The 25891-nt window shown below is 58.9% G+C and carries 31 protein-coding genes; 19 read left to right on the top strand and 12 right to left on the bottom strand.

Annotation, left to right across the window (positions count from 1 at the left end):
* Positions 1 to 301: 301 nt before the first annotated feature.
* The 12 genes from ACVWZP_RS19115 to ACVWZP_RS19060 form a co-directional block, all read right to left on the bottom strand.
* Positions 302 to 907, bottom strand: coding sequence for a hypothetical protein (locus ACVWZP_RS19115; RefSeq protein WP_457370043.1), 606 nt, complete (start codon positions 905 to 907; stop codon positions 302 to 304).
* Positions 904 to 1443 carry an ImmA/IrrE family metallo-endopeptidase gene (locus ACVWZP_RS19110; protein ID WP_457370042.1) on the bottom strand — a complete coding sequence of 180 codons (540 nt, stop codon included), beginning with the start codon at positions 1441 to 1443 and terminating at the stop codon, positions 904 to 906. The genes ACVWZP_RS19115 and ACVWZP_RS19110 overlap by 4 nt, the downstream gene beginning before the upstream one ends.
* Before the next feature lie 175 nt (positions 1444 to 1618).
* Positions 1619 to 2767, bottom strand: coding sequence for a site-specific integrase (locus tag ACVWZP_RS19105; RefSeq protein WP_457370041.1), 1149 nt, complete (start codon positions 2765 to 2767; stop codon positions 1619 to 1621).
* Positions 2764 to 2976: a hypothetical protein gene (locus ACVWZP_RS19100; RefSeq protein ID WP_075117354.1), complete on the bottom strand. Its 213-nt coding sequence runs from the start codon at positions 2974 to 2976 to the stop codon at positions 2764 to 2766. The genes ACVWZP_RS19105 and ACVWZP_RS19100 overlap by 4 nt, the downstream gene beginning before the upstream one ends.
* Positions 2977 to 3108: 132 nt before the next feature.
* A complete protein-coding gene (locus ACVWZP_RS19095; protein ID WP_457370399.1) occupies positions 3109 to 5811 on the bottom strand; it encodes a toprim domain-containing protein in 2703 nt (900 codons plus the stop codon).
* 8 nt (positions 5812 to 5819) lie between these two features.
* Positions 5820 to 6053 (bottom strand): hypothetical protein, encoded by a 234-nt coding sequence (locus ACVWZP_RS19090; RefSeq protein ID WP_053253829.1) that lies wholly within the window; start codon positions 6051 to 6053, stop codon positions 5820 to 5822.
* 73 nt (positions 6054 to 6126) lie between these two features.
* Positions 6127 to 6492: a hypothetical protein gene (locus ACVWZP_RS19085; protein ID WP_457370040.1), complete on the bottom strand. Its 366-nt coding sequence runs from the start codon at positions 6490 to 6492 to the stop codon at positions 6127 to 6129.
* A complete protein-coding gene (locus ACVWZP_RS19080) occupies positions 6489 to 6968 on the bottom strand; it encodes a YmfL family putative regulatory protein (RefSeq protein WP_457370039.1) in 480 nt (159 codons plus the stop codon). Before ACVWZP_RS19080 ends, ACVWZP_RS19085 begins: the two co-directional genes overlap by 4 nt.
* 29 nt (positions 6969 to 6997) lie before the next feature.
* Entirely contained in the window at positions 6998 to 7210 is a 213-nt protein-coding gene (locus ACVWZP_RS19075; RefSeq protein WP_448126388.1) for a DNA-binding protein, read from the bottom strand.
* Positions 7211 to 7944: 734 nt separating this feature from the next.
* Complete coding sequence (locus ACVWZP_RS19070; protein ID WP_448125674.1) at positions 7945 to 8202, bottom strand: ogr/Delta-like zinc finger family protein; 258 nt, start codon at positions 8200 to 8202, stop codon at positions 7945 to 7947.
* Between the two features lie 74 nt (positions 8203 to 8276).
* On the bottom strand, positions 8277 to 9146 hold the full coding sequence (locus ACVWZP_RS19065; RefSeq protein WP_457370398.1) for a phage portal protein: 870 nt from the start codon (positions 9144 to 9146) through the stop codon (positions 8277 to 8279).
* Positions 9058 to 11109 carry a terminase large subunit domain-containing protein gene (locus ACVWZP_RS19060; RefSeq protein ID WP_301278742.1) on the bottom strand — a complete coding sequence of 684 codons (2052 nt, stop codon included), beginning with the start codon at positions 11107 to 11109 and terminating at the stop codon, positions 9058 to 9060. The genes ACVWZP_RS19065 and ACVWZP_RS19060 overlap by 89 nt, the downstream gene beginning before the upstream one ends.
* Before the next feature lie 162 nt (positions 11110 to 11271).
* On the opposite strand from ACVWZP_RS19060, the gene ACVWZP_RS19055 reads away from it, so the two are divergent.
* The 19 genes from ACVWZP_RS19055 (at position 11272) to ACVWZP_RS18965 (ending at position 25891) form a co-directional block, all read left to right on the top strand.
* Positions 11272 to 12189 (top strand): GPO family capsid scaffolding protein, encoded by a 918-nt coding sequence (locus ACVWZP_RS19055; protein WP_261754121.1) that lies wholly within the window; start codon positions 11272 to 11274, stop codon positions 12187 to 12189.
* 1 nt (position 12190) lies between these two features.
* Positions 12191 to 13210 (top strand): phage major capsid protein, P2 family, encoded by a 1020-nt coding sequence (locus ACVWZP_RS19050; RefSeq protein ID WP_261754120.1) that lies wholly within the window; start codon positions 12191 to 12193, stop codon positions 13208 to 13210.
* The gene (gene gpM, locus ACVWZP_RS19045) at positions 13207 to 13932 is read left to right on the top strand and encodes a phage terminase small subunit (protein ID WP_457370038.1); all 726 of its coding nucleotides are present in this window, start codon (positions 13207 to 13209) and stop codon (positions 13930 to 13932) included. Before ACVWZP_RS19050 ends, gpM begins: the two co-directional genes overlap by 4 nt.
* A 97-nt stretch (positions 13933 to 14029) precedes the next feature.
* A complete protein-coding gene (locus ACVWZP_RS19040; protein ID WP_457370037.1) occupies positions 14030 to 14491 on the top strand; it encodes a head completion/stabilization protein in 462 nt (153 codons plus the stop codon).
* On the top strand, positions 14488 to 14937 hold the full coding sequence (locus ACVWZP_RS19035) for a phage tail protein (RefSeq protein WP_457370036.1): 450 nt from the start codon (positions 14488 to 14490) through the stop codon (positions 14935 to 14937). The genes ACVWZP_RS19040 and ACVWZP_RS19035 overlap by 4 nt, the downstream gene beginning before the upstream one ends.
* Positions 14927 to 15607 carry a virion morphogenesis protein gene (locus ACVWZP_RS19030; protein ID WP_457370035.1) on the top strand — a complete coding sequence of 227 codons (681 nt, stop codon included), beginning with the start codon at positions 14927 to 14929 and terminating at the stop codon, positions 15605 to 15607. Before ACVWZP_RS19035 ends, ACVWZP_RS19030 begins: the two co-directional genes overlap by 11 nt.
* An 11-nt stretch (positions 15608 to 15618) precedes the next feature.
* Positions 15619 to 16734 carry a DUF2586 domain-containing protein gene (locus tag ACVWZP_RS19025; protein WP_457370034.1) on the top strand — a complete coding sequence of 372 codons (1116 nt, stop codon included), beginning with the start codon at positions 15619 to 15621 and terminating at the stop codon, positions 16732 to 16734.
* A gap of 6 nt (positions 16735 to 16740) precedes the next feature.
* A complete protein-coding gene (locus tag ACVWZP_RS19020; RefSeq protein WP_261754115.1) occupies positions 16741 to 17190 on the top strand; it encodes a DUF2597 family protein in 450 nt (149 codons plus the stop codon).
* Positions 17190 to 17402, top strand: a complete 213-nt coding sequence (locus ACVWZP_RS19015) for a TraR/DksA C4-type zinc finger protein (RefSeq protein WP_457370033.1) — start codon at positions 17190 to 17192, stop codon at positions 17400 to 17402. Before ACVWZP_RS19020 ends, ACVWZP_RS19015 begins: the two co-directional genes overlap by 1 nt.
* On the top strand, positions 17399 to 17695 hold the full coding sequence (locus ACVWZP_RS19010) for a hypothetical protein (protein WP_457370032.1): 297 nt from the start codon (positions 17399 to 17401) through the stop codon (positions 17693 to 17695). Before ACVWZP_RS19015 ends, ACVWZP_RS19010 begins: the two co-directional genes overlap by 4 nt.
* Positions 17692 to 18225 (top strand): lysozyme, encoded by a 534-nt coding sequence (locus tag ACVWZP_RS19005; protein WP_457370031.1) that lies wholly within the window; start codon positions 17692 to 17694, stop codon positions 18223 to 18225. The genes ACVWZP_RS19010 and ACVWZP_RS19005 overlap by 4 nt, the downstream gene beginning before the upstream one ends.
* Positions 18225 to 18701 carry a lysis system i-spanin subunit Rz gene (locus ACVWZP_RS19000; RefSeq protein WP_457370030.1) on the top strand — a complete coding sequence of 159 codons (477 nt, stop codon included), beginning with the start codon at positions 18225 to 18227 and terminating at the stop codon, positions 18699 to 18701. The genes ACVWZP_RS19005 and ACVWZP_RS19000 overlap by 1 nt, the downstream gene beginning before the upstream one ends.
* Before the next feature lie 13 nt (positions 18702 to 18714).
* Positions 18715 to 19002 (top strand): putative phage tail assembly chaperone, encoded by a 288-nt coding sequence (locus ACVWZP_RS18995; protein WP_261754112.1) that lies wholly within the window; start codon positions 18715 to 18717, stop codon positions 19000 to 19002.
* Between the two features lie 20 nt (positions 19003 to 19022).
* A complete protein-coding gene (locus ACVWZP_RS18990; protein ID WP_390896594.1) occupies positions 19023 to 19166 on the top strand; it encodes a DUF6890 family protein in 144 nt (47 codons plus the stop codon).
* A gap of 6 nt (positions 19167 to 19172) precedes the next feature.
* Positions 19173 to 21491, top strand: coding sequence for a phage tail tape measure protein (locus ACVWZP_RS18985; RefSeq protein ID WP_457370029.1), 2319 nt, complete (start codon positions 19173 to 19175; stop codon positions 21489 to 21491).
* Positions 21488 to 21805: a DUF2590 family protein gene (locus ACVWZP_RS18980; protein WP_457370028.1), complete on the top strand. Its 318-nt coding sequence runs from the start codon at positions 21488 to 21490 to the stop codon at positions 21803 to 21805. The genes ACVWZP_RS18985 and ACVWZP_RS18980 overlap by 4 nt, the downstream gene beginning before the upstream one ends.
* Positions 21802 to 22974, top strand: a complete 1173-nt coding sequence (locus ACVWZP_RS18975; RefSeq protein ID WP_457370027.1) for a baseplate J/gp47 family protein — start codon at positions 21802 to 21804, stop codon at positions 22972 to 22974. Before ACVWZP_RS18980 ends, ACVWZP_RS18975 begins: the two co-directional genes overlap by 4 nt.
* A complete protein-coding gene (locus ACVWZP_RS18970; RefSeq protein WP_457370026.1) occupies positions 22971 to 23495 on the top strand; it encodes a phage tail protein in 525 nt (174 codons plus the stop codon). The genes ACVWZP_RS18975 and ACVWZP_RS18970 overlap by 4 nt, the downstream gene beginning before the upstream one ends.
* Positions 23496 to 23503: 8 nt before the next feature.
* Complete coding sequence (locus ACVWZP_RS18965; RefSeq protein ID WP_457370025.1) at positions 23504 to 25891, top strand: phage tail-collar fiber domain-containing protein; 2388 nt, start codon at positions 23504 to 23506, stop codon at positions 25889 to 25891.

Below are 25891 nucleotides of genomic sequence, written 5' to 3'. Positions count from 1 at the left end.
GTCAGGCAAAAAAAAGCCTCGCATCGCTGCGAGGCTTTTTAATATGGTGCCGGCACCAGGAGTCGAACCCGGGACCTACTGATTACAAGCTAGGTGCTCTAAACATATGAATCAATGAGTTACGTGCCTTCTTGTTACGTGCGGACACGATAAATACCCCGTGGGTAGGGGGGCCTTGTTCACTTGTTACGTGCTTTTTAGCCGCGTGGCAGCTGAGCAAGGGCGTCGGAGCGGCGTTACTGAGCAGGCACAAAAAAGCCGCATTTAGCGGCTTCTGTGGATAAATATCACGACGTGGGCACTACCCCTTGCCTCGCAAGTTTTGAATAAGCTTCCCGATCTCTTGCACTAAAGCAGCGATCGCGCCGTAGTCCTCAGTTTGATCTCGATCCTTGCCCTCACTACCCATTCGCTCAAAGTTCGTTACGAAACGGGCAATGGTGATGAACAAGATTATTGCTAGGGCTGAGGAGAACGATGCAGGAATCAGTGGTGCGAAGAATTTCAGGTAAGGGTTTTCAGCGGTTACAACGCTACCGCTTTGAGCAGTTGATGCCGTGGCTTTTTCTTTTGCCTGATTTGTCCCAGGCTTACCATTTTTTTGTGGTGTAGCTACGTCATGCTTTTGGCTCTCAACCAAAGAAGCTTCTTCAGCCTTGATCCTTCTTTCTGTGTCTCTATCGATTTGATCGAGGTAATGACTACCCACGTAGAGCGAGAAGACCAGGCATCCCACCGCCGACATCATCATCACCCCAAGGGCGCACAATGCGAACCAACGGCTATAGACCTTCCTGCGGATGAGTTCATTAGTAAGGTTTGCGTCAGGAGTAGTGGCTTGGCTGGGAGAGGCATTTTTCGGCCCCCCCAGGTCGGTTGCACCGAATTCCATATCGCTTTCACTCATCTAGCTAGACCCAAATTTTGAAGTCGATAGGACATTGCAGCGTTGGATACCCCGAAAATTTCGGAGAGCTGTTGAACTGAGCGTGCGCCACTGAATAGCTCTCTCACTTTCATTTCAGGCATTACCAATTCAGCAGCAAATATGTTGGCTGCCCGCTCTACTGGGTTGTAGTTTCCGAAAGTGGTATCACGCTCTCTAGGGTTTCCTTCGTTCACGTGACCCAGTAGCACATGTCCCAGCTCGTGAGCGATCGTGAACCTGTTCCGGTAACTGATTTCTTCTGAGTTGTAATCACAGAAAAAAACATACCCATTTTGAGTATTCTCAAGCGAAGCTTGCCCACTCGCATTCAGGGTCTGCGAATTAAGTGCCCGCACTTGAATAGGGATATTTTTAGAATCCCCTGTCGTTTCGTCTTTTCTAAAGATCACGAGGCCTTGCGCGATCACATCTGGCTTGACAGGGAGATTGCCATCCCAGGCGAGCTGGAGCGCATGCTTCGCGAACTCAACTGCTTTTTGCGTGGAAATAATCATCTCTTAGCCTCCTTTGCCTCGCTCTCAAACGGCTCGTTTCGAGCGGCGCGAGAGTATATATGCATTAGCTATGAATTTTATACCCCCTGTCGTAACACAAGGTTTTTCAGGGATCAAGGTATTTTACTACTGTTCATGCATACAGTACACCTTTTTGTCCCTCGCCACTCGTGCTTCATTCGCCCGATGGGGAGACTACGGGGATGCTGTGATCATAGACGTCCATCATTTTAGGGTCGCGGTGGCCGCTAGCCTCCTGCTTGTCCGCTCGGTTACCCACGGTGTCGGTGATACCGCGTCGTTTCAGGTCGTGCAGGGCAAACCGTTGTTCCGGCGTGATGAAGTCGTCTGCAAGCGCCAGGGTGATGAAGCGTTGCCAGGCTGTATCTAGGCTGGTTTTGCGCAGTGGGCCGCCGTGGCTGGCCACAATGATGTTTCGGCGTGATGGATGGATCGGGATCGCGGTTTTGCGTTTGGCCCATATTTTGGACCGATAGGCCTTTGCGTTGTCCCAGGCTTTGCGCAGCCGTGGAGTCCAGCGAACTATATTGTCACGGCTGCCCTTGCGACGGTTGGTCAGTATCCCAGTCGCCAGTTCGTTGTCGTCGGTAAGGGTCACAACTTCGATGCCCCGCAACCTGCAGAGATAGGCCAGCTCCATAACGTAGCCGAGGTATTCGGGACAGCCGCCTTTCTCGTTGCGTTGCAGCAAACCTCTGGCAATTGCCCGGTCGATAAGGGCATCCATGACCTGGTGGTTCGGCAGACGGCGCTGCTTGCGTTCGACGGGCGCCTCAATGCCCAGGGCTGGGTTCACTTCCAGGAAGCCGCGGTTGCGGCCCCACTGCAGTACACGGCGCAGGTAGCGTAGAGCATGAGCGGCTTTCGATGGCGTGCCTTCGTCCGCGAGTCGGTCAACGATCCGTTGCACCAGGGCAGAGGTGAATTTCCGAACAGCGAGATCCCCCAGCGGTTTTCCCAGCTTGGTGGGAATGTTCAGAAGCACATCGCGGGAGTAGCAATAATCGTCATGTGTTTTCGAACTGAGCCTCTTGTACCTATCGCTGTCGTGGAACTGCGCGCAAACGTAGCGGAGCGTTCCCCGGTCGACGTTGGAAGCTTCATCCATGATCACGTGCAGTTCTGCCAGCGAAACGCTAGCCGGCGCAATATTCCGCCGGCGCTGCGTGCCCGTTTCGTCACGATGAAGGGTGTACCAAACCCCTTCATTTCGCTGGTCAAAGTAAACAGCCGCTGGAAGAGCGGCCTGGTCAATGTGGGCGGGGATGTGCGGATTGTGCTTCCGCTTCCTTGCTTTCCTCATAGGATATCGGCGTCGTATCGCTCTGCAGCTGCGGGCTTCATGCCTGCGGCTTGGTTGATAAGGTCCAGCGTAGTCCATGGACCAGTGCGGCCACGGAACAGGCGAACGCCCTGGTCAATCAGCGACCGCTCGACGTCAGACCGGCGTTGGTAGCCGGTTATGCGCTGCAGGTCCGTGAATACCAGGACGTTATCCGATCGGGAGTTCATTGCTAGCCCTCTGAAAGCTGTAGCACCCCGGGCAGTCTAGCGCTGCGACCGGGGCTTGGTTATTAGAAATTGGAATGCAAACTGCTGGATCTATTGGCTCGTTGATTACCTGAATTTCGTATGTAGCCCCCCTCAAGCCTTGAATTGCCAACACCGCACGGTCTGCGGCACCGGTTGCAGCGGGGTACGCGCCTGCAGGTTTGCGCGGATAGCACTTTCGGTGGGCTTGCTTGCGTCGATCAGCTTGTGGGTCCGGCCGTCTTTGAGCATCCGGCGCAGGGTGGCGAGGTCGGGGATACGCTGGCGGTGTTCGTGGGCGACCTCGGCAAACTGGTTGAGGTTGATGGCGATGACGCCAGGGTTTTTGCTGTGATTGACCAGCGGGCTACCAGGGAGAGTTTCGAGGTAGTCGTACACCTGCCAGAAGTCGTTCAGCTCTTGTGGGTCGGTGGTGATTGCCGCCTGGCGATCGTTGGCCATCCCGGTGATGTACTTACGTGTTTCGCGAACCATGTGTTCAGGCACCTGCAGCACCAGCTGCAGGCAGTCGACCAATGCAAGCAACATGCTGTGGTTGCGGATGATGCGATCCGACGAGAGTTTTTTACTTGCCCACAGCTCGGCCCGGTATTTCGGGTAGGCCTCCGCGAAACGCGCCAAGACCTGCGGCTCTGCCTTCATGGCCTTGACCATGAAATGGCTGACGTCCCCCACCTCGGTCTGCACCAGAGAGTCAGCCGCTTTGCGGCTTTCTTCGGTGATGTTGGGTTTCGCGAAGTACAGTTTGGTGATCCGGCTCAGAATCGCTTCATGGCCCGATACACCAGCGTTCTGTGCGATGACGATAGAGGCACGGAATGGGGGTTCGTAGGTGTCGTTGCTGTTGTTCTTCACGCCTCGGGTTCGCAGCAGACCGCCCCCGTAGTAGTCCTTGAATTCGTCCCATTCGAACGACTTAGCATTCTCTGCATCGGTGTTACGGTCGGCCTCAAGCAGTACCAGCGGGATGTTCGACACCTGGCCCATTGCTCGGCTACGACCGGAAATAGAACCCTTGGCCGGGTCGAAACCCTCATAAAGGCGACCGAACAGTTTCCAGAGGAATTTGATCAGCGTGGTTTTGCCTGAGTCAGGTTCGCCAGACATCTCCAGGAATGGAAAACTTTCGTAGTCCGCACGGATCTGCTCCGCGAACAGGGAGCCGAACCAGTATGTCAGCGCTACCAGGCTTTTCTCCCCGAAGCACAGCCAGAGGTTGGGCAACCAGTCGTCGCGGTAGCCCTTCGAAGCACTTGCCATGTTGATCTTGATCGACTTCATCAGACACTTGACGCGGACCTGGCCAAACTCGAAGTAGTCCTCGTCGTTGGCCTTGTAGACGTTCCCGCCCTGCACCGCGATGTCGTTGAAGATGTAAGCCTTGTGTTCTTTGCTGTACCCGAGGAAGTCGATCGTCTCGACGGTTTTCAAGCGTTCAGTCTGACGGACGATGATCTGATCCAGATGCTTTTGGGTGCCGAGCCAGCTTGCGCTGGCGTTCATCAGGCGCGCCTTGAATTCGCTACTGGATGAGATCTGCTTAGGGGTAAACGTGTGTTTTTCGGGCGCGTTGTCGCTCGGGGTATCCACTTGGAAATAGAACCAAGCGTCGCCGGTGACTTCGTTTACCTGCTTGTACAGAGCCTGGAAATTACAGTTGGCGATCAGTTTTAGTGCGCAGACGGACTCCAGCACCTTATTGCGTGCCTGCCGATCGTTGAGCTGTTGGTCGTCGTGATCGTCGCTGTTGAGAAGAGCGCGCTGTTCATCTTCCAGTTTCGACAGGTCGAACTTTGCCCAGTACATCTTGCTCCCGAACTCAAAATGAAATTCGGATGTGGCGTCTTCCCAGGTGTACATCAGGATGGCCTTATCGCGTGGTGAGGGTGCCAATAGCAGGTCACCTTCGTGGCGTGCTATTTCAAGGTCACGGCTACGGCGCTGATCGCGCTTGTCAGCTTCTTCAAAGCTCCAGCGCTGATGCTGGTCGTTCCAGTCAACCTTGCGGCCATCGCGTTGTGGAATCAGGGCAGCGGCACAGCTGAATCCAAGCTGGCGGGACATCTTTACCCAGCGCTGCAGGTAGCCGCGGGCAGCCGGTTCATTGTCCAGAGCCCATACCAAGCGTGGGAGGTTGCCTTTGCGTTGTTCTGCCAGTTGCTCCAGGGCGTGCGCGGGATAGCTGACGCTCGACATCGCGGACACAGCATTGATCCCGTTGTGCAGCAAGGCAACGGCATCAAAGATTCCCTCAACAATCCACAGCTCCTTAACAGTGGTCAGGTCGACAGTCGGAGGGCACCACCAGTGACCCAAGGCGCTGTACTTTGGCTTGAAGCGAGCCTTCATCTTGCCGAAGCGAGCCGGCCGATCAATCAGCCGTTCCCAATAGCCCTCGTTTGGTAGAGGAAACCGAATCGTGGCGCTGGATTCGCCCGTTTCGTGGTTTACGTAGTTCTCCTGGGTGAACCAGCCGGTCAACGTCCCTACGTCGAAACCGCGTGCAAACTCCAGGTATGCACGCGCTGTTACCGTCGGATCGTTGTCTGTCGCCGGTGCGCGCTTGCTCCAGTCCTCGAACAGGTCGTAATACAGGTCCTTCACATGCTCGATGTGGCCACAGCGTTCAGGCCGGCCACAGCGGATCTGCCAAGGGTTGTCGTGGCGGGCGTACAGCTCTTTCTTTCTGCATTTTGGGCATGTGCCGCCGCGCATGTAGTTGGAGCCGGTACGGACCTTCAAGTCGAAATCGAACTGCAACCGCTCGATGATTTGGGCACGGATATCATCTTTCATCTTGGACATTACTTCGCTGCCTTTAGGCTATGAGAGAGGGCGGCCATAAGGCGTTTTTGCGCTGCCATCACCGGGACGTGGGCGAGAATTGCACCGTGGCGCAGACCGTCCGCAACAAGGCGGAACTGGTCGTCGTACCAATGCTCGTTGAGGCTTAATCGATACTGTTCACGCAGCGCGGCCAGCAACGCCTCGGCCTCGGCTGGGGGCAGTTGAGTGGTGACAATTACGGCGTTTGCCATCGTTAAACCTCGATTTCGGGCGCAGCTCACCCAAACCCACGGGACGTGGGGCCGGCGATTGGTTGGGTTGGTGTTACGAGTTTGCGGAGCGCAAACGCACGTTGTCCGGGGCGGTCAAAATGCGTTCATAGATCAGGCTGACGGGTACGGCCCAGCAAACCCCTTTAATGGGGTCCTTGATCACCACGACGGTGGTGTTGCTGTAGTCCAGATCTAGGCGTTGACGGTAAGCGACTCCCTGCAGCTCTAAATGGGCAAGGGCAGTCAGCTTGATTGCAACTGATTCGGATACGTCGAAGGTGGCCACCAGGTGGTTGATGGCGCGGTTAAGAAGCGCCGACAGATCGCCCAGGTGTTCGGCTTGATGACGCTCAAGGAAAGCCAGCGCGGCGTTCTGCATGCATTCCTGGTAGTCCAAGGCATTGGTCTGAGCAGTCATTTGGCTTTCCCCGATTTGGCGCGATATAGATCGATGGCGGCATACACTTCGGCTGTGCGTGCGGCCATGTGTAAGGTGTGGGCGTTCTGGATCAGTTCGGCTTCATCGTCAGTGATTACCCCGTCATCAAGTGCCTGGGCAATGATTTGGTCGACCGTCCCGTGCTTAGCTGAACTCTGTATGGCCCGCGCATACATCTCTACGTTATCCAGGCTGTCTGGATGGACCACTGGTACGAACATGCCGCCGTACATTGCTGCAACATAGTTGGGCAGGTGCTGTGTGCCAGCGACCCGCTCCAGCTGGAAAATCTGCGCATCGGTCAAAGGACGGCAGTTGTTGTTCTCATAAGCGTGGTTATCAAACTTTTTGAGCGGCAGGCCGATCTGGGCGGCGGCGCATTCGCGACCGCCCTCGTAGGTGCAAATAATTGCACTGACGACTTCACGACGTGTTTTTAGAACCTGAATATTCATGTTCTGCTGTTCCCTCAGAGATCTGGCCATTACTGTGCAATTACACCGTCTTTGATCCCCAGAAGGACGGCCGCGCGGTGCGCCTCCCCACGGCGGCATCTGCTTTGGCCACTCAGGACCGCGTAAACGGTGCTGGGGTTGAGCTGGTGTTGGGTTGCAAAGTCCTTTGCTGACTGGCCCCGTTTTTCTAATGCTTCCCGCGCTTGCTTGCGGGCTTGCTCGGTAACGCTTGAGTTCGGCATAGTGCAGATCCGTGCAATTTCATGTGGTGTGAGATGCACAATGATGCACTTAAGTGCATTTGTAAATAGTAAGGATGAAAAAAAGTGCATCTTTCTGAAGAGATCGGTTCTAGGCTGCAAGAAGAGCGGAAGCGATGCGGCATGACACAGAATCAGGTCGCGGAAGCACTTGGAATTGCAAAGCGAACACAAGCGAACTACGAGGCCGGGTCTAGTGATGCGACAGCGTCGTATCTGAGCAAGGTTGCGGTCCAGTTTGATTTCGATGTGCCCTACATCCTCACTGGGCGACGTAGCACGCTGCCCCTTGATTCGCTGAATGAGGTTGAAGACAGCATTGTTCAGCAGTACCGCAGCATCCCGGCTGACGATCAGCGAGCCATTCGGCGCTTTGTAAAAGCGTTGGCAGACGACGTTGTTAAAGGCTCGAATTGAGTAATCTGGTTCTGCCATGCCATCGGCTTGCCCCCATATCAGTGCGTCAGCAATGGATTTTATGGAGTGGTAAGCATGTTGGATCGCACAAACGCCGATGTCAGTTACGTGGAAATAGCAGCATCTGCGCGGTATGAGCTTTCGCACATTGAGCGACGTCTGATTGGCTTCTATCGCCAGTTGAGTCTTCGTGACCAGGAACAATTGCGCCGGCTGACCGAAGCGCTGATAAGCAACCCGGACCAGCCCGACGAAGATTGATTCCTGAGCCGCCGGCATGTCCCTGTCGGCGGTTTTTATCATACGACTGCCTGCGATCCGAGTTTTTCGAATAGCTCTCGCTGCTGGGCTCTGGGCATGTCTCGCAGTCGATCAATCAGCAGCCTGTCAAACGTCTGCGCGGATGGGCTGAGCGTGTGTGAGAACGTGAGATTTGCGACCCAGCTATGCCCACACTTTGCGTCTAGGCACTGGCAGTACAGTTTCGCGAAGTCTGCAGACAGTACCTCGCGTGATGCAATCCTGCCCTTGTGCCCGCACTTACAAGTAACTCTCATGTTCCCTCCCCAGGGCGCAGCTAATTGCTACTATCTTCGCATGTGATGCAGAATATTTCTCGTTTGCTGAAACATCAGGTAGCGGTTTCCTCTGCGTTATCGGGCTTTCTCCAGTCGATACGCCTGTCATTTCGAAGGGTGCCATTCAACTGGTCGAACAGCTGACAAATCGGCCTGATCTCGTTGCTGGTGTACACGCGATCGATCTTCTCGATATCCCCAAACCCGCCGTTGTTCTCCGGGATGATCCCGGCCAGGGCAGGGTTCATCCGCCAGGCGGCGATCACGTCGTTGCGGGTGATGTTCTTCACCTTCTCCAGCTCATCCTTGGCCTGGAAGTCACCCACAGGGATGATCTGGATGGCGTTTTCCTTGCCGTTGGGGATGTTGACGAACATCGAACGGAAGTTGCCCACACCCTTGCTTGCGCTGATTTGGGCGCGCAGGTTCTCCTCGTCTTCCTCGGTCAGGTCCGGGTCGTTGGTGTAGAAGATGTAACCCGCGTGCGCGCCGTTGCTGTAGTAGCGCCGGCGGAACAGGGTTGCGGCTTCGTTGAGCAATAGAGCTTGCAGACCGCCCAGGTAGTCGGGCACGCCGTAGATGTTCTGTTCCACGTCATAGTCCATGACGTGTTCGATTTCGTCCTGGTCGAAGTCCATGTACTTGCTGTCGGGCAGTAGCATCCTGAATCCGCCGTCGACCTTCACCCGCATGTTGATGGCCGGTAGGTGCTGCATCTCCAGTACTTCGCCGAAGGCGTTGGTGTCGCGATAGAAATACGCCTCGCCAAATACCATGTAGTCCAGACTCGCTCGGCCCATGGTCTGCGTACTGCAACCCTCGGACGGGATGAATTCACGCAACAGCAAATTGCGTTTGAACTTGGGAATGGCGCCGTGGTGCGCGTTGGCGCGCAGCAGCTTGGCCAGGCCCGCCCGTGACACTGGCGGCTTGTAGATCTCGCCGTCGTCGCTGAGAAACACCCCCAGGTACTCGCCGATGTTGCCGGACAGCACCTGTTCGGGCTCCCCGAAGGTGAACGCCCGCATGGGCTGTTGCTGTCGCACCTGTTGGCTGGCTTGGGGCTTTCTGCGTCGTGTCTTGGGCATTGTTTCCGCTCGTGACGTAGCGGCTACGGCGCCGCTTGTTGGTATTTAGGGGTTCATTGAACAGGGCGTGCATGATCGACCAGGCGATATCGGCATGGCCGGTGGCGTCGGTGCGCGAAGCGCTGTAGGTCACTTGGCCGCTGGTAGTGGTGCCGCGCTTGATGGTCAGGAACGCCTGGGCGATGTCGGTCCACCCGGCGTCCCATTCGATGCGGCTGCCCTGGATCGTGTCCTGGGCCTTGAGTACCAACAGGTTCTTGGTCTCAAGGCTGTAATGGATCGGCGTGGCTTTAGGGTAGAAGTCGCGCACCAGGTCGAACACGCCATAACCCACGCCGGTGATGTCGATGCCGATGTGTTGGACGTTGAAACGCTCGGTCAGCTTTTTGACCTGGGCGGCCTGATAGTTGAACGAATGCCCCCGCCAGCTGTGCTTTTCCAGAATGCGGAATTTCGCCCCGGGCTCCAGCGGTGGGGCGACCACCACACAGGTGGCGTCGTCGCGGGTGCGGCTCGGATCATAGCCAAGCCATACAGGGCTGTTGCCGAATGGGCGATCCAGTTCGGGGTTGTAGTCCTCCCACAACGACAGGTCGGAATAGCAGCGCTCCAGGTCTTTGAGCCCGAACGCGCTCTGGCTGCTGTCGATGAACTTGCAGTAGAACAGCTGCTGGAATTTGTCTTCGTCGTACTCCAGCTGCAGCTGTTCCAGGTCGAACAGATCGCAGCCGCCGGCGATGGCGTCGTCCAGGGTAATCGTCTTGCGCCATTGACCGTCGGGGCACAGCGCGCCCTGGGTATACGACGCCTCGGTGGGCCAGGTGCCGCCAGCTTTCTTGCCGCGTTTGCTGTTGCGGAATTCCTCGCCGGACCAGAACGGGTAAGCCTGGTGCGACACCGCGCTGGGCGTCGAAAAGTAGGTTTTGCGCCACTTCTTGTGGGTGCCCATGGCGCTGGCCACGGTGCTGAGTTTGTCGAAGTCGCGAATCCAGAAATACTCATCGACATAGACGTGGCCATGGTAGCCCTGGGCGGTGCTGCTGTTGGTACTGAGGAAGCGCAGCTCGGCGCCGTTGCTGAGTGTGATGGGGTTGCCCGTCAGCTCAATGTCGAACCATTGCTTGGCAAACTGGATGATGTAGCTGCGGAAAATCTCCGACTGCGAGCGGCTGGCCGACAGGAACACCTGGTTGTCGCCAGTCAGCACCGCATCCATGAACGCTTCGCCGGCGAAGTAGTACGTCAAGCCGACCTGGCGGCTTTTCAGGATGTTGCGGATACGGCACGTCAGCGGGTTTTGCTTGGCGGCGAACAGCTCCTGCTGATAGCGGTACATCTTGCTGATGAACTTATCCAGGAAGTCGACTTCGGTCAGCCCGCTGATGTCGTTCTTGGCTTTCTTTTCGCGTTTCTTCCCTCCGCTATCAGCACGGCCCGATCGTTCGCCACGCGGACGTTGGCGGCCTTCCGGGGGCTCGCCTGCTGATTCCCCGACGGGCGCTGGCGACGGTTTGACCGCTTGCTTTAACAGGCGCTCGCGCACCGTGGTCAGCCGGTCCAGTTCGTTGAGTTCGTCCTTGGTCAGGCTGCTGGCTTTGTCCAGGAGCAGGGTGATCCGCCGGCCGACGGCCGTCAGCGGTTCTTCGTCCGACAGCATGTCTTCCCACCCGCCCTGGCGTATCCAGTAGTAGACGATTCGGATGTTGGGCAGGTTGAGCTGCGCCTGAATTTCCTTTGCCTTACAGCGGCGCAGAAACAGGCGTTTGGCGGCTTCTTTAACTTCGGTCGAGTAGTACATGGGCCGCAGTCTATGCGGCGAAAACGCTGGAAACGCGGGGTTAAATTCCGTGATCCACCTATATCGCGGATATAGGAGAAACGCGCATTTGAACCGTTTGTTTGGGGCTCTCCGGCTCCCTATCGTGGCGGCTCATTCAACGATTGAGCGCAGTTATCGCCCATGCCCCGTTCCCTTGTTTCGTTCTGGAAACGTGTCGCCACCAGCGGCATCACCGCCGACGGTCGCGAGATCCTTCCCCAGGAGCTGCGCGACATCGCTGAAACCTACAAGCCTTCGAAATACACCGCTGTGATCTGGTGTGAACACCAACGTGCGGAAGGTTCTTTCGGCACTGTTTACGCGGTCCGTCTGGTTGAGGAGGGCGACGACCTGGAGGAAGGGCAAATTGCCCTGGAGGCCCAGCTCAAGCCCAACGATCGACTGCTGTACCTGAATGACCAGGGGCAGAAGTTGTTCACCAGCATTGAGATTTGGCCGAATTTTGCGGGTAGCGGCAAATCCTACCTGACCGGCCTTGCGGTCACCGACAGCCCTTCGAGCCTGGGCACCCAGGAACTCTATTTCTCCCGCCGAACCAACAAAGCCACGTATTACGCCGCTTCCGTTGAACTGGGCTCCTTTGAGGAGGAGCCCCAAGGCGAAGTGGGCAAGCTGATCGGTTTGCTCACTGGCTTTTTCAAGCGCTTCGCGGCGGACGCTGAGCCCGCCGAACCCACCACCCCAACCGAGACCGAACCCCCTATGGATGAAGCTACCGCAACGGCTTTAAAAGCCCTGCTGGCTCAACTGCTGATTGTCGCTGCAGGCATTCAGGCCGTGATTGAGCCCGTCGCCGAAGAGGCTCCAGAGCCAGAAGCTGCCCCGATCGACGACGTGCAAACCGCTGTCGACGGCATCGTGACCACCGCCGAAGAAGAACGCGAGTTCAGCCGTAAGGGCGGTGCCACGAATAAAGCCCTGCTGGCAAGCATGGCCTCGCTGCAAAAGCAGTTCACCGCGCTGCAGAACACATCCAATGGTCGCCAGTTGCCGCGCAATTCCGGCCCGGTAACCACCGTCAAAAAGCGGGTGCTCTGACATGGCGTATTCACTGAGCGCCTACGGCGCCAAGATGTATGCCGAACTGCAACTGGCCATCGCCGAAAGCTACGGTGTGGAGCTGGCCAGCAAGCACTTTAGCGTCGATCCGACCATTGCCCAGGAACTGAACGACGCCATCACGGCCAAGTCGGATTTCCTGGAGCGAATCAACGTCATTCCGGTCAGCGAGATCAAGGGCCAGAAAGTCTTCATCGGCGTGTCTGGTCCGGTGACCGGCCGTACCAATACCAAGACCACGGATCGCGAAGCCAAAGATGCGTCGTCGCTGGATCAGGACACCTACGAGCTGTCTTCCACCGAGTCCGATGTGGGCTTGCCCTACGCCAAGATCGACGCCTGGGCCAAGTTCCCGGACTTTCACCAGCGCTACTCGGCTGCAGTGCAGAAGCAGATTGCCCTGGACCGCATCATGGTGGGTTTCCATGGCACCCATGCTGCCCAGCAGACCGATATCACCAAGTACCCAATGCTGCAGGACGTGAACAAGGGCTGGCTGCAGCAGGCCCGTGAGCAGATCCCGGCCCAGGTACTCAAGGAAGGCAAGGTTGCCGGCAAAGTCACCCTCGGCGCCGGTGGCGACTATGCCAACCTCGATGCCCTGGTGCATGACACCAAGCAACTGGTGGACGAGCGTCTGCGCGATGCCGGCGACCTGATCGCGATCATCGGTACCGACCTGTTGGCTGCTGACAAGGCGAAGTTGTATTCGAAGCAGGGCGACACTCCGACCGAAAAAGAGCGCATCGAAGAAGCGCAAGTAATCGCCACCTACGGCGGCCTGCCGAGCTTTAGCGTGCCGTTCTTCCCGGTCAACGGTGTGGTCGTCACCAGTTGGGACAACCTGTCGATCTACTTCCAGGACTCCAGCTGGCGCAAACAGACCATCGACAACCCGAAACGCTCCCGCGTCGAGGACTACAACAGCCGCAACGAAGGTTATGTGATCGAGCAGCTGGAAAAGTTCGCCATGACCGAAAACGTGGAGCTGGTGGCGTGAGTCTGGCCCTGGCGCACAAGCGCCGCACCATCGCTCTTGGAGGCGCCGCCGTTGTAGCGGCTGCCGCTTCCGCTGCGCTTCCTTACTCGCCGGCGGAAGCCCTGAGCAGCCCTGCCAATGCGCGCAAGCACTTGCTGCTGCAGGAAGCCGCACTGGACCAGGACTTGGAGCGCATCAGCGCGATCAATGGCCTGGCCGGACGCCAGGCGCTTAAACGCGAAGAGCTGCTGCCCAAGTACCAAGAATACGTGCAGCGCTACTGCGAATCGGGGCTGAACTTCCCGAACCGCGTTGCGGTGCAGGTCATGGTCTGGCTGTTCGACACCGTCCAGTTCGATGACGCCCTGGAACTGGCGGACTTCCTGATGGAGCAGGGCCAGCAGATGCCGGAGCGCTTCAAGCGCCGCGACATCCAGACCTTTGTCGCTGACGCCGTGTGCGAGTGGGCCTACGCCGAATACAAAGCCAATCGCAGCCCGGAGCCTTACCTCTCTGACCTGCTGCCGCTGGTCGACGGCGAATGGCAACTGACGGAGCAGATCCCGAGCAAGTACCACAAGTTGATCGGTATGCGCGCCATGGAGGCCGGGGAATTTGAGGTTGCACTCAAGCACCTGGAGCGCTCGACGGAGCTGTACGCCCAAGCCGGCAACGACACCCGTATCAAAAGGGTCCGCAAGGCCCTGGAAAAACAAGCGGCCGCTAACCCGGTCTCCGAATAACCGACTACCCCCCCAGCGGGGACCTGTGGAAGTGAGCCGCCCATTTATGGACCGTCCCACTGAAAACAGGCTCCCCGCCCTATTTGAGTGACCAGCGATGAGCTTTTCCGGGAAACCCACCACCTTTGTGGAACAGACGATCGAGAACGACGGCTTTTGGCCTGACCTCTCCGTGTCCGAATTCCAGAAGGAACAACGCCTGCCGGCGGAGTACCTGGTAGAGCTGCTGGTCGACGCGTTGAACACTGCCATGGTCGAGGTCAATACGGACCTGGCCAAGTGCAAAGCCCGCTGGCAGGGCAACGGTATTGCGCGTGTCGAGTCCGCGGATTCCACGCTGCTGCCGGAACGTACCTTCCAGGTGAAGCTGTACAAGCGCGCGGTGTACTGCCGCGCCAAAGGCAACTTGTTGCCGCAGTTCGCCACGGTCACCCGTCGTGAAAGCGCTGAAAACACCGGCAAGGAAGCGCCCGAGCGTGCGGAAACCTTCCTGGCTTTCAGCCAACAGGCCGTCCGTGCCCTGCAGGGCCGTGGCCGCATTACGGCGGCGCTGTTGTGATCCAACTGCAGGCGTTGACCGCCTACCTTATGGCCCGCGACCTGGTGGGCAAGGAGAACTTCGACAGCTGGACCGAACAGGTCAGCCTTGAACTGATCTGGAAGCCTGACCGCGACGGCCTGCACATGGCTGACATGCGCTATCGCGCCGTGTTCTCCCTGCAGAGCTTCACCGACCACCCGGCCAGGCTGATGGCCTTGGTAGGCAGTTGGCTTGAGACCCACGATCCCGATCGCGGCCGCCACGATCTGCCGGCGCCGATGTTCTCTGTTGAGCCGTTGGACCAGGACACCTTCGACGTGGACCTGTCCCTGGAATTCATCGAGCCACAGTACCTGGCCGAAGATCCGGACGGCGAGATCGAGGCGTTTGGCAAGACCTGGGCGTTCGTGCCGTTCGATCTTTGGGTGGCAGAGCAGGGTGAGGTGGGCAGCGATGGCCGCTAGTCCGCTCGACCTCGATGTCAGGGGCTTGCTCAACGTCGACGCCCAGTTGGCATTGCTTGAGTTGCCGCCCCAACTGCGCCGGCGACTGCTGAACAACGTTACCAAGCGCGTGCGGACCATGAGCCGCAAGCGGGTTCGTGAACAGAAGAACCTGGACGGCAGCCCCTTCGCCGAGCGCAAGGGCAGTGCCAAGGGCAAAAAGAAGATGGAAGCCGGCCTGGCCAAGCTGCTGCAGGTCACCCGTGTCAGCTCGGACGAAGCTGAGCTGGGCTGGAAAAACGCGTTGACCCGCTGGGTTGCCGCGCAGCAGCACAACGGCGTCAGCGAGCGGCGTACCGCTGCACAGATGCGCCGCTGGAACAACGTCTCGCCAGGCATCGCCTGCACCGAAAAACAGGCCAAACGTCTGCGCCGGCTGGGCTTTCGTGTCCGACAGAAAGGCAAAAAGGCGCTGACCAGGCCGTCAGTGGCCTGGATTCAAGAGCATGTGAACTACGCCAAGGCTGGCTTGCTGATCCGCATTTTGAACGACGAACGAACCGAGTCCACCGGCGCGCAAAGCTGGGACATCACCCTGCCAAAGCGCCAGTTCCTCGGCGTGGAGACCGGGAGCGAAACCCGCGAGCTGGTTAACCAGGTCTTCCAACAAATCCTTAATTCACCCCGCTAACGAGGCACAGCATGGCACTTGGCAAAGTCAGCGTTAACAATCTCAATCTGGGCCAAGGCGCCGTGACTGAGATCGAGCGCTATTTTCTGTTCATCGGTCCCGGCCCGAAAAACACCGGCAAATTGATCACCTTAAACACCGACAGTGATCTGGATGTAGCCCTGGGCGTGCCGGCCAGCGATTTGAAAGCCCAGGTCACGGCTGCACGTTTGAACGGTGGTGATCGCTGGGCCTGCGTGGCTGCTCCGATCGGCGCGGAAGGCGACTGGCAAGCCGCTTTGGAGCTGTCCCAGCAGCAGGGCTTCTCCGTTGAATCGATTGTAATTACCCAGCCGGTGACCAAGGGCAATGAGCTGTCAGCGATGCATGACGCCGCCGTGTCCCTGGGCAATGTCTACGGGCGTCGGGTGTTCATTATGGCCGCGACTGCCAGCCCCACGCCGCTGCAGACCTGGGACGAATACCTGCTGGACCAGAAGGCGATCACCGCCGACCTGGCAGCGCCCCGCGTCCTGGTTGTGCCCCAACTGCATGGTAATGACCTGGGCGTGTTGGCCGGTCGCCTGGCAAATGCGGCCGTCAGTATCGCTGACAGCCCTATGCGGGTGGCCACCGGCGCAGTTCTTGGCCTGGGCAGCACGCCAGTGGACAAGGAAGGCAAGCCGCTGCCGTCCTCGATCCGGGCCGAACTCGACAAGGCGCGCTTTTCTGTTTCTCAGACCTATCCCGACTATCCCGGCGTGTACTGGGGCGACGGCAACCTGCTGGACACCCCGGCCAGCGACTACCAGGTGATCGAGTACCTGCGCTTGGCAGATAAGGCGGCGCGGCTGGTGCGGCCACTGCTGATCCGTCGTGTCGCCGATCGTCGTTTGAACAGTACTCCCAACAGCATGGCCGTGAACGTCAACGCGCTGATGGCCCCACTGCGCCGCATGGCCAAGTCGGTCAAGTTCGCCGGCGAGGTGTTCCCGGGCGAGATCGAATCGCCGAAAGACGGCGACATCGTGCTGGTCTGGAAGAGCAAAACCGCCGTTGAGGCATTCATCAAGATCAAACCCCACAACTGCCCGAAAGACCTCACGGCGAGCATCGCCCTGGACCTTTCCACCGACGATTCGGAGTAACCCCCTATGTCACGTATTGGCGGCAAGAACTTTGACGTGAACCTGGGCGACCTCCTGGTCCACGTCGAAAGCTGCACCCTGGATATCACCGACAACAGCAAGACCGCGCAAACCCGGGGCGTACCTGACGGCTATGTCGACGGTGACGTGGCGGCGGCCGGTGAACTGGAACTGGACTCGACCAACTTTAACCTGTTGATCGAAGCGGCCCGCAGTGCCGGCAGTTTCCGCAAGTTGGATGCGTTCGACGCGGTGTTCTTCGCCAAGGCCGGCGACGACGAACTGCGCATTGAAGCCTTCGGCTGCAAATTGAAGGTCTCTAGCCTGCTGAGCATCGATCCCAAGGGTGGCGAGAAGACCAAGCACAAGGTGCCTTTTGAGGTCACCAGCCCGGACTTTATCCGCATCAACGGCGTGCCGTACCTGGATGCCACCGAGATCGAGGGCATTAGCTGATGGGCGATTGGCTTGACGACGCCAAGGCGATCGAGGAACTGGAGCGCGAGCGGTCTATCCAGGCCCAACTGGCCCGGCCGCGGCCCTCGGGGCCGAGCCGCAGCCACTGCCTGGACTGTGACGAGCAGATCCCAGTCAAGCGCCAGGCCATGGGCGGAATCACACGTTGTACGCCGTGCCAGACCACTTTCGAGAAAGGACAGCGCCGATGACCTCTCGCGCCACGCCCAAAAACAACCTGGAAAGCCGCTATGCAGTGCTTGAGCACCGTGTCAGCGATTTGGAAGACCGCCACGCGACCGTTCCCACCCGTGTCACGCGGTTGGAAGGCGAGTTCGAACACATGGCGGTGCAGCTCTCGAATCTGAATGAGGGCCAGCGCGAGCTGACTTCTACCGTTTCCGATATCGGCACCAAAGTTACGCGCATGTTGGCGGTGCTGACCGTGCTGGGCGTTGTTGCGCAAATGGTCGGGCCGGCGTTGCTTCGCGTGGTGTTCCCATGAACCTGCGCGGCAAGATCGCCGCCGGTGCCATTGCGCTCTGCAGCTCCACGCTGGTGGTGTTCCTGGGCACCTGGGAAGGCAACGGCCAAAACACCGTCTACGCCGACAAGTTGGCCCGTGGCCTGCCTACCGTGTGCAAGGGCATCACCCGTTACACCAGCCCATACCCGGTGGTCGTGGGTGACTACTGGTCAGACGCCCGGTGCAGCGAAGTCGAACAACTGGTGATCAGCAAAGGCCAACTGCAGCTGGCCGACTGCGTCACCAACCAGGACGTGGGCCAGAACACCTTCGACGCCCTGAGCAGCCATGGCCACAACTTCGGCACATCCAGCACCTGCGCCAGTCGCGCCGTGGGGCTGATCAATGCCGGCCGCATCAAAGACGGCTGTCAGGCCCTGGCCTGGGCGCCTGACGGCAAAACGCCGGTGTGGGCCTTCATCACCACCGCCCAGGGCAAAAAGGTGTTTATCCCGGGCCTGCATGCGCGCCGTTTGGCGGAAGCGGCTCTGTGCGAGGCGGGCTTGTGATGCGCGAAGGCACTTTCATCCTGGTGCTGTGCCTGGTGGCTTGGTTCGGTTTCGACCTGCTGCAGGGCCAGCGTGACACCGCTCGTAGCGAACGTGACGCGGCGCTGTTTGAAGTGAACAGCCTGCGCGACGCGGCGCGCATCAGCGGCGAGATGCTGGCCGATCGTGACGCTATCGACCTTCAACGAACTCTGGAGCTGAACCATGAACGAGCTGAAAACGATGCTCTGCGCCTTGATGTTGCTGCTGGCCGTAAGCGGCTGTCAGTCAAAGCCTCCTGCAGCGCTGCAGTGCCCGCCAGTGCCGGCGCCGGCGGCGTGGCTGATGCAGCCACCGCCGAACTCGCAGCAGACGCTCGACCGGATTATTTCACCCTTGTCGACCAACTCGCCCTGAGCAAGCAAATGATCTTGGGTCTGCAAGACCACGCCTTGCGGGTATGCCCGCGCCAGTCTCAACCGACACTCAACCCCTGAACGGAGCAACACCATGACCGATAAACGCGACATTACCCTGGAAGTTGGCGACAAGGAATTCACCTTCGAACTGACCCCGCAGGACGTGACCAAGTACTTCAACGCCGTCACCCAAACCAACAAGGTTTCGCCGGCCAACAATCTGCTGGTGACCACGGTTAAGCAGGAAGAACGCGCCACCCTCAAGGCCCAGTTGGGTAACCCGGTACTGGTCATGCAACTGGCCGGTGCGCTCCTGGAAGAGTACGGCCCGGACGTTGAAATCACCGTAAAAAAGCACTCGACCACGCTGAGCGCCTGACCGAAAACGGCCTGGGCCAACTGGTGGCCCTGGCCAGTCGCTGGCTACCAGGTGCCGAGCCCACCGCCGAGGTGATGGGCACGGCCAAGTGGCTGGAGGACGAGTACTGGCGGCGGACGGAAATCGCCATCGCCAACGGCATCGCCTACGCACTCAATGGATAAACGCTGATGACAGACAAAAGCGCCCGCCTAGCCTTCATTTTGAGCCTGACCGATAAGGTCACCGCCCCTTTGGGCAAGGTCAAAATGGGCTTTTCTGACCTGGCTGAACAGAGCGAAAAGCACATCAAAACGATGGGTTTCGGTCTGGCGGGCATTACGGGCGCGTATGTCGGTATCACCCAATCCATGGAACCAGCCCTGGAAATGAATCGCGCCCTGGGCGAAGTCCGATCGTTGAACGTGGCCGAGGATGCGTTGAATGCGCTGAATCGCAAGTCTCTGGAATTTTCCGTGGCGTATGGCGAAAACGCCCGGGATTTTGTCGCCTCGGCGTATCACATTGAAGGCGCCATCAAAGGATTGGTGGGCAATCAACTGGCAACGTTCACCAATGCCAGCGACGTGCTGGCCAAGGCCACCAAGTCCGACGCGGACACCATGGGCTCCTACGTCGGCACCATGTACAACCTGTTCAAGGGCCAGGCTGACGCCATGGGCAAAGGCCAATGGGTGGAAACCCTAGCAGGCCAGACGGCCACGGCGGTGCAGCTGTTTCGCACCAGCGGCGAGCAGATCGGCGAAGCATTCAAAGCTGCCGGCGGCCTGGCTAGCACTGCAGGCGTGAGCCTGGCCGAGCAAATGGCGGTCCTGGGCACGCTGGGCAGCACGATGGACGGCGGGGAGGCTGGCGGCCTCTACAAGTCGTTCTTTGAGAACGTCAGCGGCGCATCGGAAAAGCTGGGCATGTCCTTTGTCGACCAGCAGGGCAAGTTGCTGCCGATGATGGACATCCTGGACAAGCTCCAGGGTAAGTTTGGCGACCTGACGATTGAGGCCAACGGCAAGAAGCTGCGCGACGCCTTTGGTGGCGAAGCGGCGCGCCTGATCACCACCCTGATGGGCGACACCGGCCGCTTGAAAAACGGCATGGAGCAACTGGGCAATGTGCGCGGCCTGGAGAACGCCGAGCGTATGGCCAAGGCCATGGTGGACCCGTGGCAGCAGTTTGGCGCCGCTGTGCAGGCGCTGCGTATCGCCTTCGGCCAGTCGTTGATCCCGATCCTGGCGCCGCTGATGGATCGCCTGGTGGCCATCGCCGGCACACTGACTCGTTGGACCCAACTGTTCCCCAACATCACCCGCTTGATAGGCATTGTCACTCTGTCGTTTCTGGCGGTCACCGCAGCCATGTCGTTACTCACTCTGACAGTGGGCCTGTCGAAAATGGCTTGGCTGGGAGCCACTGTGGTGTGGAACGCTCTCACCTGGTCGGGCTACCGCAGTATCGCCATGTTCCTGTACCACACCGTCATGGTGATCGGGTTTGTGGCCGGCCTGGTGCTGATGGTTGCCTGGATGGGTCTGGTCAAGGGCGCGATGCTGCTGTGGCAGGGCGCGATCTGGCTGGTCAACACCGCGCTGCTGGCCAACCCGGTGACCTGGATAGTGATCGGCATTGTCGCCCTGGTCGCGGCCGTGGCGGCGGCGATCATCTACTGGGACGAGTGGACCAGCGCGCTACTCAACAGCGAGGCGTTCCAGTGGGTCAGCGGCCAACTGAACGCACTGTCGGCGTGGTTTGACTCGATGGGCGGCTGGTCGAACATGGCCAGCGCCGCGTGGGATGCCATCGTCAACATCTTCAAAAGCGCTATCAACGGCCTGATCGAGATGTTGAACAAGATCCCCGGCGTGCAGATCGATGCGGCATTCGGGGATATGCCGGCAGCGCCGGAACTACCGAATATCAGCGCTCCCCAGGTTGAGGCGCCGTTGCTGCCGCAGTTGATAAGCGCTCCCCAGCAGCCGATCCAGGCGCCGCCCCTGGTGATGGCTGCTACGCCGAAGATCCCGGCGCCGGCGCCGGCGATGCCTGCACTCAACGCACTGCAACCCCAAGCCCAAACGCCGGCCCTAGTGCTCGCACCGGTGCCGAGAACCCCGGCGCCGATCGCGCAGCCGATGACCGCTACCGAACCGCCGCGCACCGCGCCGGCACTGGTGGCTGCGCCGGCATTGAAGACCCCTGCGCCGATCGGGCCGCAGCTCAACGTCCCGCAACCAATGCAGCCGCCGGCCCTGGTCACGGCGCCAAAGCCGACTGAGAAGGCCGAACAAAGCCAGCAACGGATCAACAGCGCAGTGACCAGCCTGTCACCGAAACGGCCGGACGCAGTGCCCCGGGGCGGTTTGCTGGCCAGCATCCAGAACAACAGCCAAACCCAAAACAAGGGCACTCATGTGGAGAACGTCAACATTCACACCGGCAAACCGATGAACCCGCTGGAGCTGGAAGGCATGTTGGCCATGGCGGTGGGCGGATGAGCGAATACATCGACCTGCTGATCATGGACAACGACCTTGTGTTGGACCCATCGCGTCAGCCGCTGCTGATCGAGGACCGGGCCAGCATCGCCCAGGACATCGCGCACATGATCCGCGAGAGCGGCTTGCTGGTCACGCTGGTGGCCGAGCGCAGCCGCTTGCGGCAGCGCGACTGCATCCAGCAAATGGAATTGCTGGTAGAGGCGGACGAGCGCCTGGTGCCGGGTACGGCGCAGATCAAGCAGGTGGATTCCGGCCAGTACCTGGTCACCGCCAAGACCCTCAAGTTCGGCGACATCGAGGTGACGCTGTGAGCGATGTAGATTTTAAGCAGGCACTGGCAGACGGCGGCATTCCGGTGACCGAGGAAGGCTTGCGCCAGGCTTGGGAAAAGGAAGTCGCGGCCCAGGGCAGCAAGATGAGCAACACCAGTGCCTATTCGCCGTTCTGGCGCCTGATCACCGCCCTGGTGACCAAGCCGGTGCTATGGCTGATCAACTTTGTCAGCGACACAATCCTACCCAACTTCTTTGTGAAAACTGCCCGCGACAAGTGGCTGGATATGTTGGCTTGGGCGGTCAACGCTGAGCGCAAAGGAGCGACCAGAGCCAAGGGTATGCTGTTGTTTACCCGTGATGTCGCCGGCGGTGTGCTGCAAATGCCCGCCGGAATCCAGGTGCAGTCCGCCGCTATCAATGGCCATGTCTACCAACTGGTCACCACCCAGGCCGTGACCTTTGCCGATGGCGTGCTGCAGCTGGAAGTCCCAGCCCAGGCGCAAGAGGTTGGCAGCGGGTACAACCTGGCTCCCGGTTATTACGCGATTTTGCCGGTGCCTATCCCTGGCATCGTTCAGGTGGTGAATGCCGACGGCTGGTTGATTGCACCAGGTGCAGATCCTGAACCCGACGATCAACTGCGTTTGCGGGTGCGCAACCAATTCTCGGCGGTCAACCAATGGCACACCGATGCGGTGTACCGCGCCATGATCTCGGCCTTCCCAGGCGTGCGGCCGGACGGTGTGTATTTCCTGCACGGTGCCCCGCGCGGTCCAGGCAGCGCGAATGCCTACGTGCTATTCGAAACGGATGTGCCGGCGGCTACCTACCTGCAGCAAATCAACGCCCATATTCGCGACCAAGGCAACCATGGCCACGGGGATGACCTGTTGGTGCTGGAGATGCCGGAAACCCAGCACGCGTTGCGTGTAACGCTGTGGCCACGTCCTGCGTTGACCGCCGAACAGCGCACCAAACTGCAGGCCGAAGCCGAGCTATTCATTCGTGCGGCGTTCCGCGAAAGCAGCACCGGCGACTATCAGCCGACGCTGACCTACCCGCAGGCACGTTTTTCGTTTAGCCGTCTGGGTGAAGAGCTTCACCAGCAGTTTGCGGGCATCGAGTCGCTGCACTTTGATAACGCCGACATCGTGTCAGAGCTGACCATTCCCAGGATCTCCAGCCTGCAGGTGACGTTGCCATGATCAAGCTCAACTTGCCGTTCTGGCTGGGTGGTCCGCAGTTGACCAAGTTGAAGGCTGCCTGCCAGTCCTGGTGGGAGAAAGTCGAAGGCTGGTTGCAATGGCCACTGCTGCAGATGGACGCCGAGACTTGCCACCTGACGGTGCTGGATCTGCTGGCCTGGCAGCGGGATATCAGCCGATTTAAGGACGAGCCGGAAAGCCTTTACCGCCTGCGCGTCAAATTCGCCTTCATCAATGCCGTCGACGCCGGCAGCACGGCCGGCCTCAAACGCATCCTGCAGCGCCTGGGTGTGGGCTATGTCGAGATCGACGAGCGTATGCCTGATCGGGACTGGGACGTGGTCTTGCTGCGCCTTTCCGACTCCCAGCTGTCGCAGAACCCGGAGCTGTTGCGTGTGCTGATTCAGCAGTACGGCCGCACATGCCGGCGTTATGACTTCGTGACCATTACCCCTGTTTCACTGCGCATCGTCGCAGTCGACTTCAACGACGATCAGCAAACGCTGATTGCCAGCCTGTAGGAGCCCCAATGGGAGCCAGTATTACCCTTGCAGGTGAAAGCCTGATCGCCCAGAAACTGGGATCGCAACAGCGCCTCGATGTCGTGCGTTTCATCTTTGCCAATGTGCCAGGTCTGGACCCGAACGCGCCGGTCAACCGCGCTGCAGCGAAGCCGCCGGCGGCGCAGATCGTGTACAGCTACTCAATCCCCCAGCAAAACGTGGGCTATGTGAACCCCAACCAGGTGGTTTACAGCTCGATGCTGGGCAGTGATGTCGGGGATTTTGACTGGAACTGGATCGGCCTGGAGACCGCCGAAAGCGTGCTGCTGGCCGTGGCATACATGCCGCTGCAGCAAAAGCGTAGGAACATTCCACCGCTGCAGCTGGGCAACAACGTGACCCGCAACATCCTGGTGATGTTCGACGGAGCCCAGGCCCTGACGGGCATCACCATTGATGCCAAGACCTGGCAGCATGACTTCACCGTGCGCCTCAAGGGCATTGATGAGCGCGAGCGACTGAGCAACCGCGACATCTTCGGCCGGGCCTGTTTCTTCGGGAGCGCATTCCAGGTTGAAAAGGTCGGGGCAGCGTTTCAGTTAAAGCCTGGCCTGGCCTATGTGGAGGGAATCCGCGTAGAGCTGGCGAATTCACTAGTAATCGCGCCAACCGCAATGCCGACGCAAGTCTGGCTCCAGGTCTCTTTGCGCCGCGAACTGAACGACGTGGTGGCAGCGTGGAAAGTTGATTTCGAGCCCAACCAGGTCGACTTCTTGGACGCTAATGGCCAGCGGGTCTACTGCGTTGCCCTGGGAGATTTGACCGCCTCGACCATCAGCGATCGGCGAGTAGTCGAACCTATCAACGGCTCGCTGATTCAGCATTTGGCCGCTCGAAATGGTGACTATCAGTACCTGCGCGCCCGAGCGACAACCAAGGCTGACGTGGGCCTGGGCAACCTGCCGAACGCGATAACGGACGATGCCGACGTCGACAACACCTTCGTTCTGGCCAGCACAAAAGCACTTGCCAGTGTCCGTAGGTTTTTGCAGCAAGCGATCGACAAGCTGATTAGTGGCGCTACGCCGGCGGGCAAGGCGAAGCAGTTGGAGACCGCACGCAAACTTTCCATCAGCGGCGCCGGTACCGGCAGTGCGAGCTTCGACGGCTCAGCCGACGTTGATATCAAACTGACGATGCCGGACATCGTGGCCGCGTGGAAATACACCAAGGTCACGGTCAATTCTAAGGGCTTGGTGATCAGTGGCGAATATCTCCAGGCGGCAGATATTCCGGCGCTGGATTGGTCGAAGATCACCAGCGGGAAGCCTACGACGCTGGACGGGTACGGAATCACCAACGCACTGCCGCTGGGGCATACCGACAAGCGTCCACAGCTCTATGCGCCAACACCGGGTACGAGTTACCAATTCGGGGCGCTGGAGATCCGAGAGGCGCAACTGGTGCAGGGAGCCCAAACCGATTTCAGTTATGCGCCACGCATCACTTTTCACTGGGGTGGAAAAACCTCTGGAGATCTGGCGATGGCTATCGGTGGACAGCTCTGCTGGAAGGGCTCAACCATCTGGCATACGGGCAACTTCGACACCAACACCAAGGCCAATAAGGCCACAACGCTGGACGGGTACGGGATCACTGACGGGCTTTACGTCGGTAAGGTTTCGCAACAGAGACCTGTCCTATGTGCCGAAGAACCAGGAGGAGTGAGCGGCACCGGCGGTGCCTTAGAAATCAGGGAGGCGCAAGAAGTACGTGCAACCAATTTGGACTTCGCCTATGCCCCAGCTATCACCTTTCACTGGGCCCGTGTCGCAGGTAGACAATTGGCCATGGATGCCACCGGGGCTCTGCGTTGGCATGGCAAACAGCTATGGCATGAAGGCAATTTTGACCCTGGCTCTGTAGTTCCTGCCGGCGCCATTGTGATTTTCGCCATTACCAGTGTGCCTTTCGGCTATCTCAAGGCAAACGGTGCTGCCGTATCCAGGACAGCCTACGCCGCACTCTTTGCCAAGGTCGGCACCTACTACGGCGCAGGCGATGGCTCTACAACATTCAATTTGCCGGACCTGCGTGGCGTCTTTATTCGAGGTTTGGACGATAGCAGAGGGATAGACCCTGGCCGGACCTTGTACAACCTACAAGGCAGTCAAAACGCCTCTCACAGCCATACGGCATCCAGCGATGTACAGGGCGCTCACAGTCACGGCATTTGGTCGATAGCGCTCAACATTGCCACCGGACAGGGTGGCGGGCATTACTCGGTAGGCCCCTCCCTGTCAGCCAATAGCGCCGTTGCCGGCGCGCACAACCACACCATCACAGTGGACGCATCCGGCGGCGTTGAAGCGCGCCCGATCAACGTCGCCATGATGTACTGCATCAAGTATTGA

It is taken from the genome of Pseudomonas sp. TE36184, assembly GCF_054060055.1.
The sequence above is the reverse complement of the archived record's forward strand: the minus strand, read 5'-3'. Positions and strand labels throughout refer to the sequence as shown.

Bases quoted from the DNA above. Each gene is read 5' to 3' on its own strand.
- ACVWZP_RS19115 (WP_457370043.1), bottom strand. From the start codon at position 907: ATGAGTGAAAGCGATATGGAATTCGGTGCAACCGACCTGGGGGGGCCG.
- ACVWZP_RS19110 (WP_457370042.1), bottom strand. From the start codon at position 1,443: ATGATTATTTCCACGCAAAAAGCAGTTGAGTTCGCGAAGCATGCGCTC.
- ACVWZP_RS19105 (WP_457370041.1), bottom strand. From the start codon at position 2,767: ATGAGGAAAGCAAGGAAGCGGAAGCACAATCCGCACATCCCCGCCCAC.
- ACVWZP_RS19100 (WP_075117354.1), bottom strand. From the start codon at position 2,976: ATGAACTCCCGATCGGATAACGTCCTGGTATTCACGGACCTGCAGCGC.
- ACVWZP_RS19095 (WP_457370399.1), bottom strand. From the start codon at position 5,811: ATGAAAGATGATATCCGTGCCCAAATCATCGAGCGGTTGCAGTTCGAT.
- ACVWZP_RS19090 (WP_053253829.1), bottom strand. From the start codon at position 6,053: ATGGCAAACGCCGTAATTGTCACCACTCAACTGCCCCCAGCCGAGGCC.
- ACVWZP_RS19085 (WP_457370040.1), bottom strand. From the start codon at position 6,492: ATGACTGCTCAGACCAATGCCTTGGACTACCAGGAATGCATGCAGAAC.
- ACVWZP_RS19080 (WP_457370039.1), bottom strand. From the start codon at position 6,968: ATGAATATTCAGGTTCTAAAAACACGTCGTGAAGTCGTCAGTGCAATT.
- ACVWZP_RS19075 (WP_448126388.1), bottom strand. From the start codon at position 7,210: ATGCCGAACTCAAGCGTTACCGAGCAAGCCCGCAAGCAAGCGCGGGAA.
- ACVWZP_RS19070 (WP_448125674.1), bottom strand. From the start codon at position 8,202: ATGAGAGTTACTTGTAAGTGCGGGCACAAGGGCAGGATTGCATCACGC.
- ACVWZP_RS19060 (WP_301278742.1), bottom strand. From the start codon at position 11,109: ATGTACTACTCGACCGAAGTTAAAGAAGCCGCCAAACGCCTGTTTCTG.
- ACVWZP_RS19055 (WP_261754121.1), top strand. From the start codon at position 11,272: ATGCCCCGTTCCCTTGTTTCGTTCTGGAAACGTGTCGCCACCAGCGGC.
- ACVWZP_RS19050 (WP_261754120.1), top strand. From the start codon at position 12,191: ATGGCGTATTCACTGAGCGCCTACGGCGCCAAGATGTATGCCGAACTG.
- ACVWZP_RS19040 (WP_457370037.1), top strand. From the start codon at position 14,030: ATGAGCTTTTCCGGGAAACCCACCACCTTTGTGGAACAGACGATCGAG.
- ACVWZP_RS19030 (WP_457370035.1), top strand. From the start codon at position 14,927: ATGGCCGCTAGTCCGCTCGACCTCGATGTCAGGGGCTTGCTCAACGTC.
- ACVWZP_RS19025 (WP_457370034.1), top strand. From the start codon at position 15,619: ATGGCACTTGGCAAAGTCAGCGTTAACAATCTCAATCTGGGCCAAGGC.
- ACVWZP_RS19020 (WP_261754115.1), top strand. From the start codon at position 16,741: ATGTCACGTATTGGCGGCAAGAACTTTGACGTGAACCTGGGCGACCTC.
- ACVWZP_RS19015 (WP_457370033.1), top strand. From the start codon at position 17,190: ATGGGCGATTGGCTTGACGACGCCAAGGCGATCGAGGAACTGGAGCGC.
- ACVWZP_RS19010 (WP_457370032.1), top strand. From the start codon at position 17,399: ATGACCTCTCGCGCCACGCCCAAAAACAACCTGGAAAGCCGCTATGCA.
- ACVWZP_RS19005 (WP_457370031.1), top strand. From the start codon at position 17,692: ATGAACCTGCGCGGCAAGATCGCCGCCGGTGCCATTGCGCTCTGCAGC.
- ACVWZP_RS19000 (WP_457370030.1), top strand. From the start codon at position 18,225: ATGCGCGAAGGCACTTTCATCCTGGTGCTGTGCCTGGTGGCTTGGTTC.
- ACVWZP_RS18995 (WP_261754112.1), top strand. From the start codon at position 18,715: ATGACCGATAAACGCGACATTACCCTGGAAGTTGGCGACAAGGAATTC.
- ACVWZP_RS18985 (WP_457370029.1), top strand. From the start codon at position 19,173: ATGACAGACAAAAGCGCCCGCCTAGCCTTCATTTTGAGCCTGACCGAT.
- ACVWZP_RS18980 (WP_457370028.1), top strand. From the start codon at position 21,488: ATGAGCGAATACATCGACCTGCTGATCATGGACAACGACCTTGTGTTG.
- ACVWZP_RS18970 (WP_457370026.1), top strand. From the start codon at position 22,971: ATGATCAAGCTCAACTTGCCGTTCTGGCTGGGTGGTCCGCAGTTGACC.
- ACVWZP_RS18965 (WP_457370025.1), top strand. From the start codon at position 23,504: ATGGGAGCCAGTATTACCCTTGCAGGTGAAAGCCTGATCGCCCAGAAA.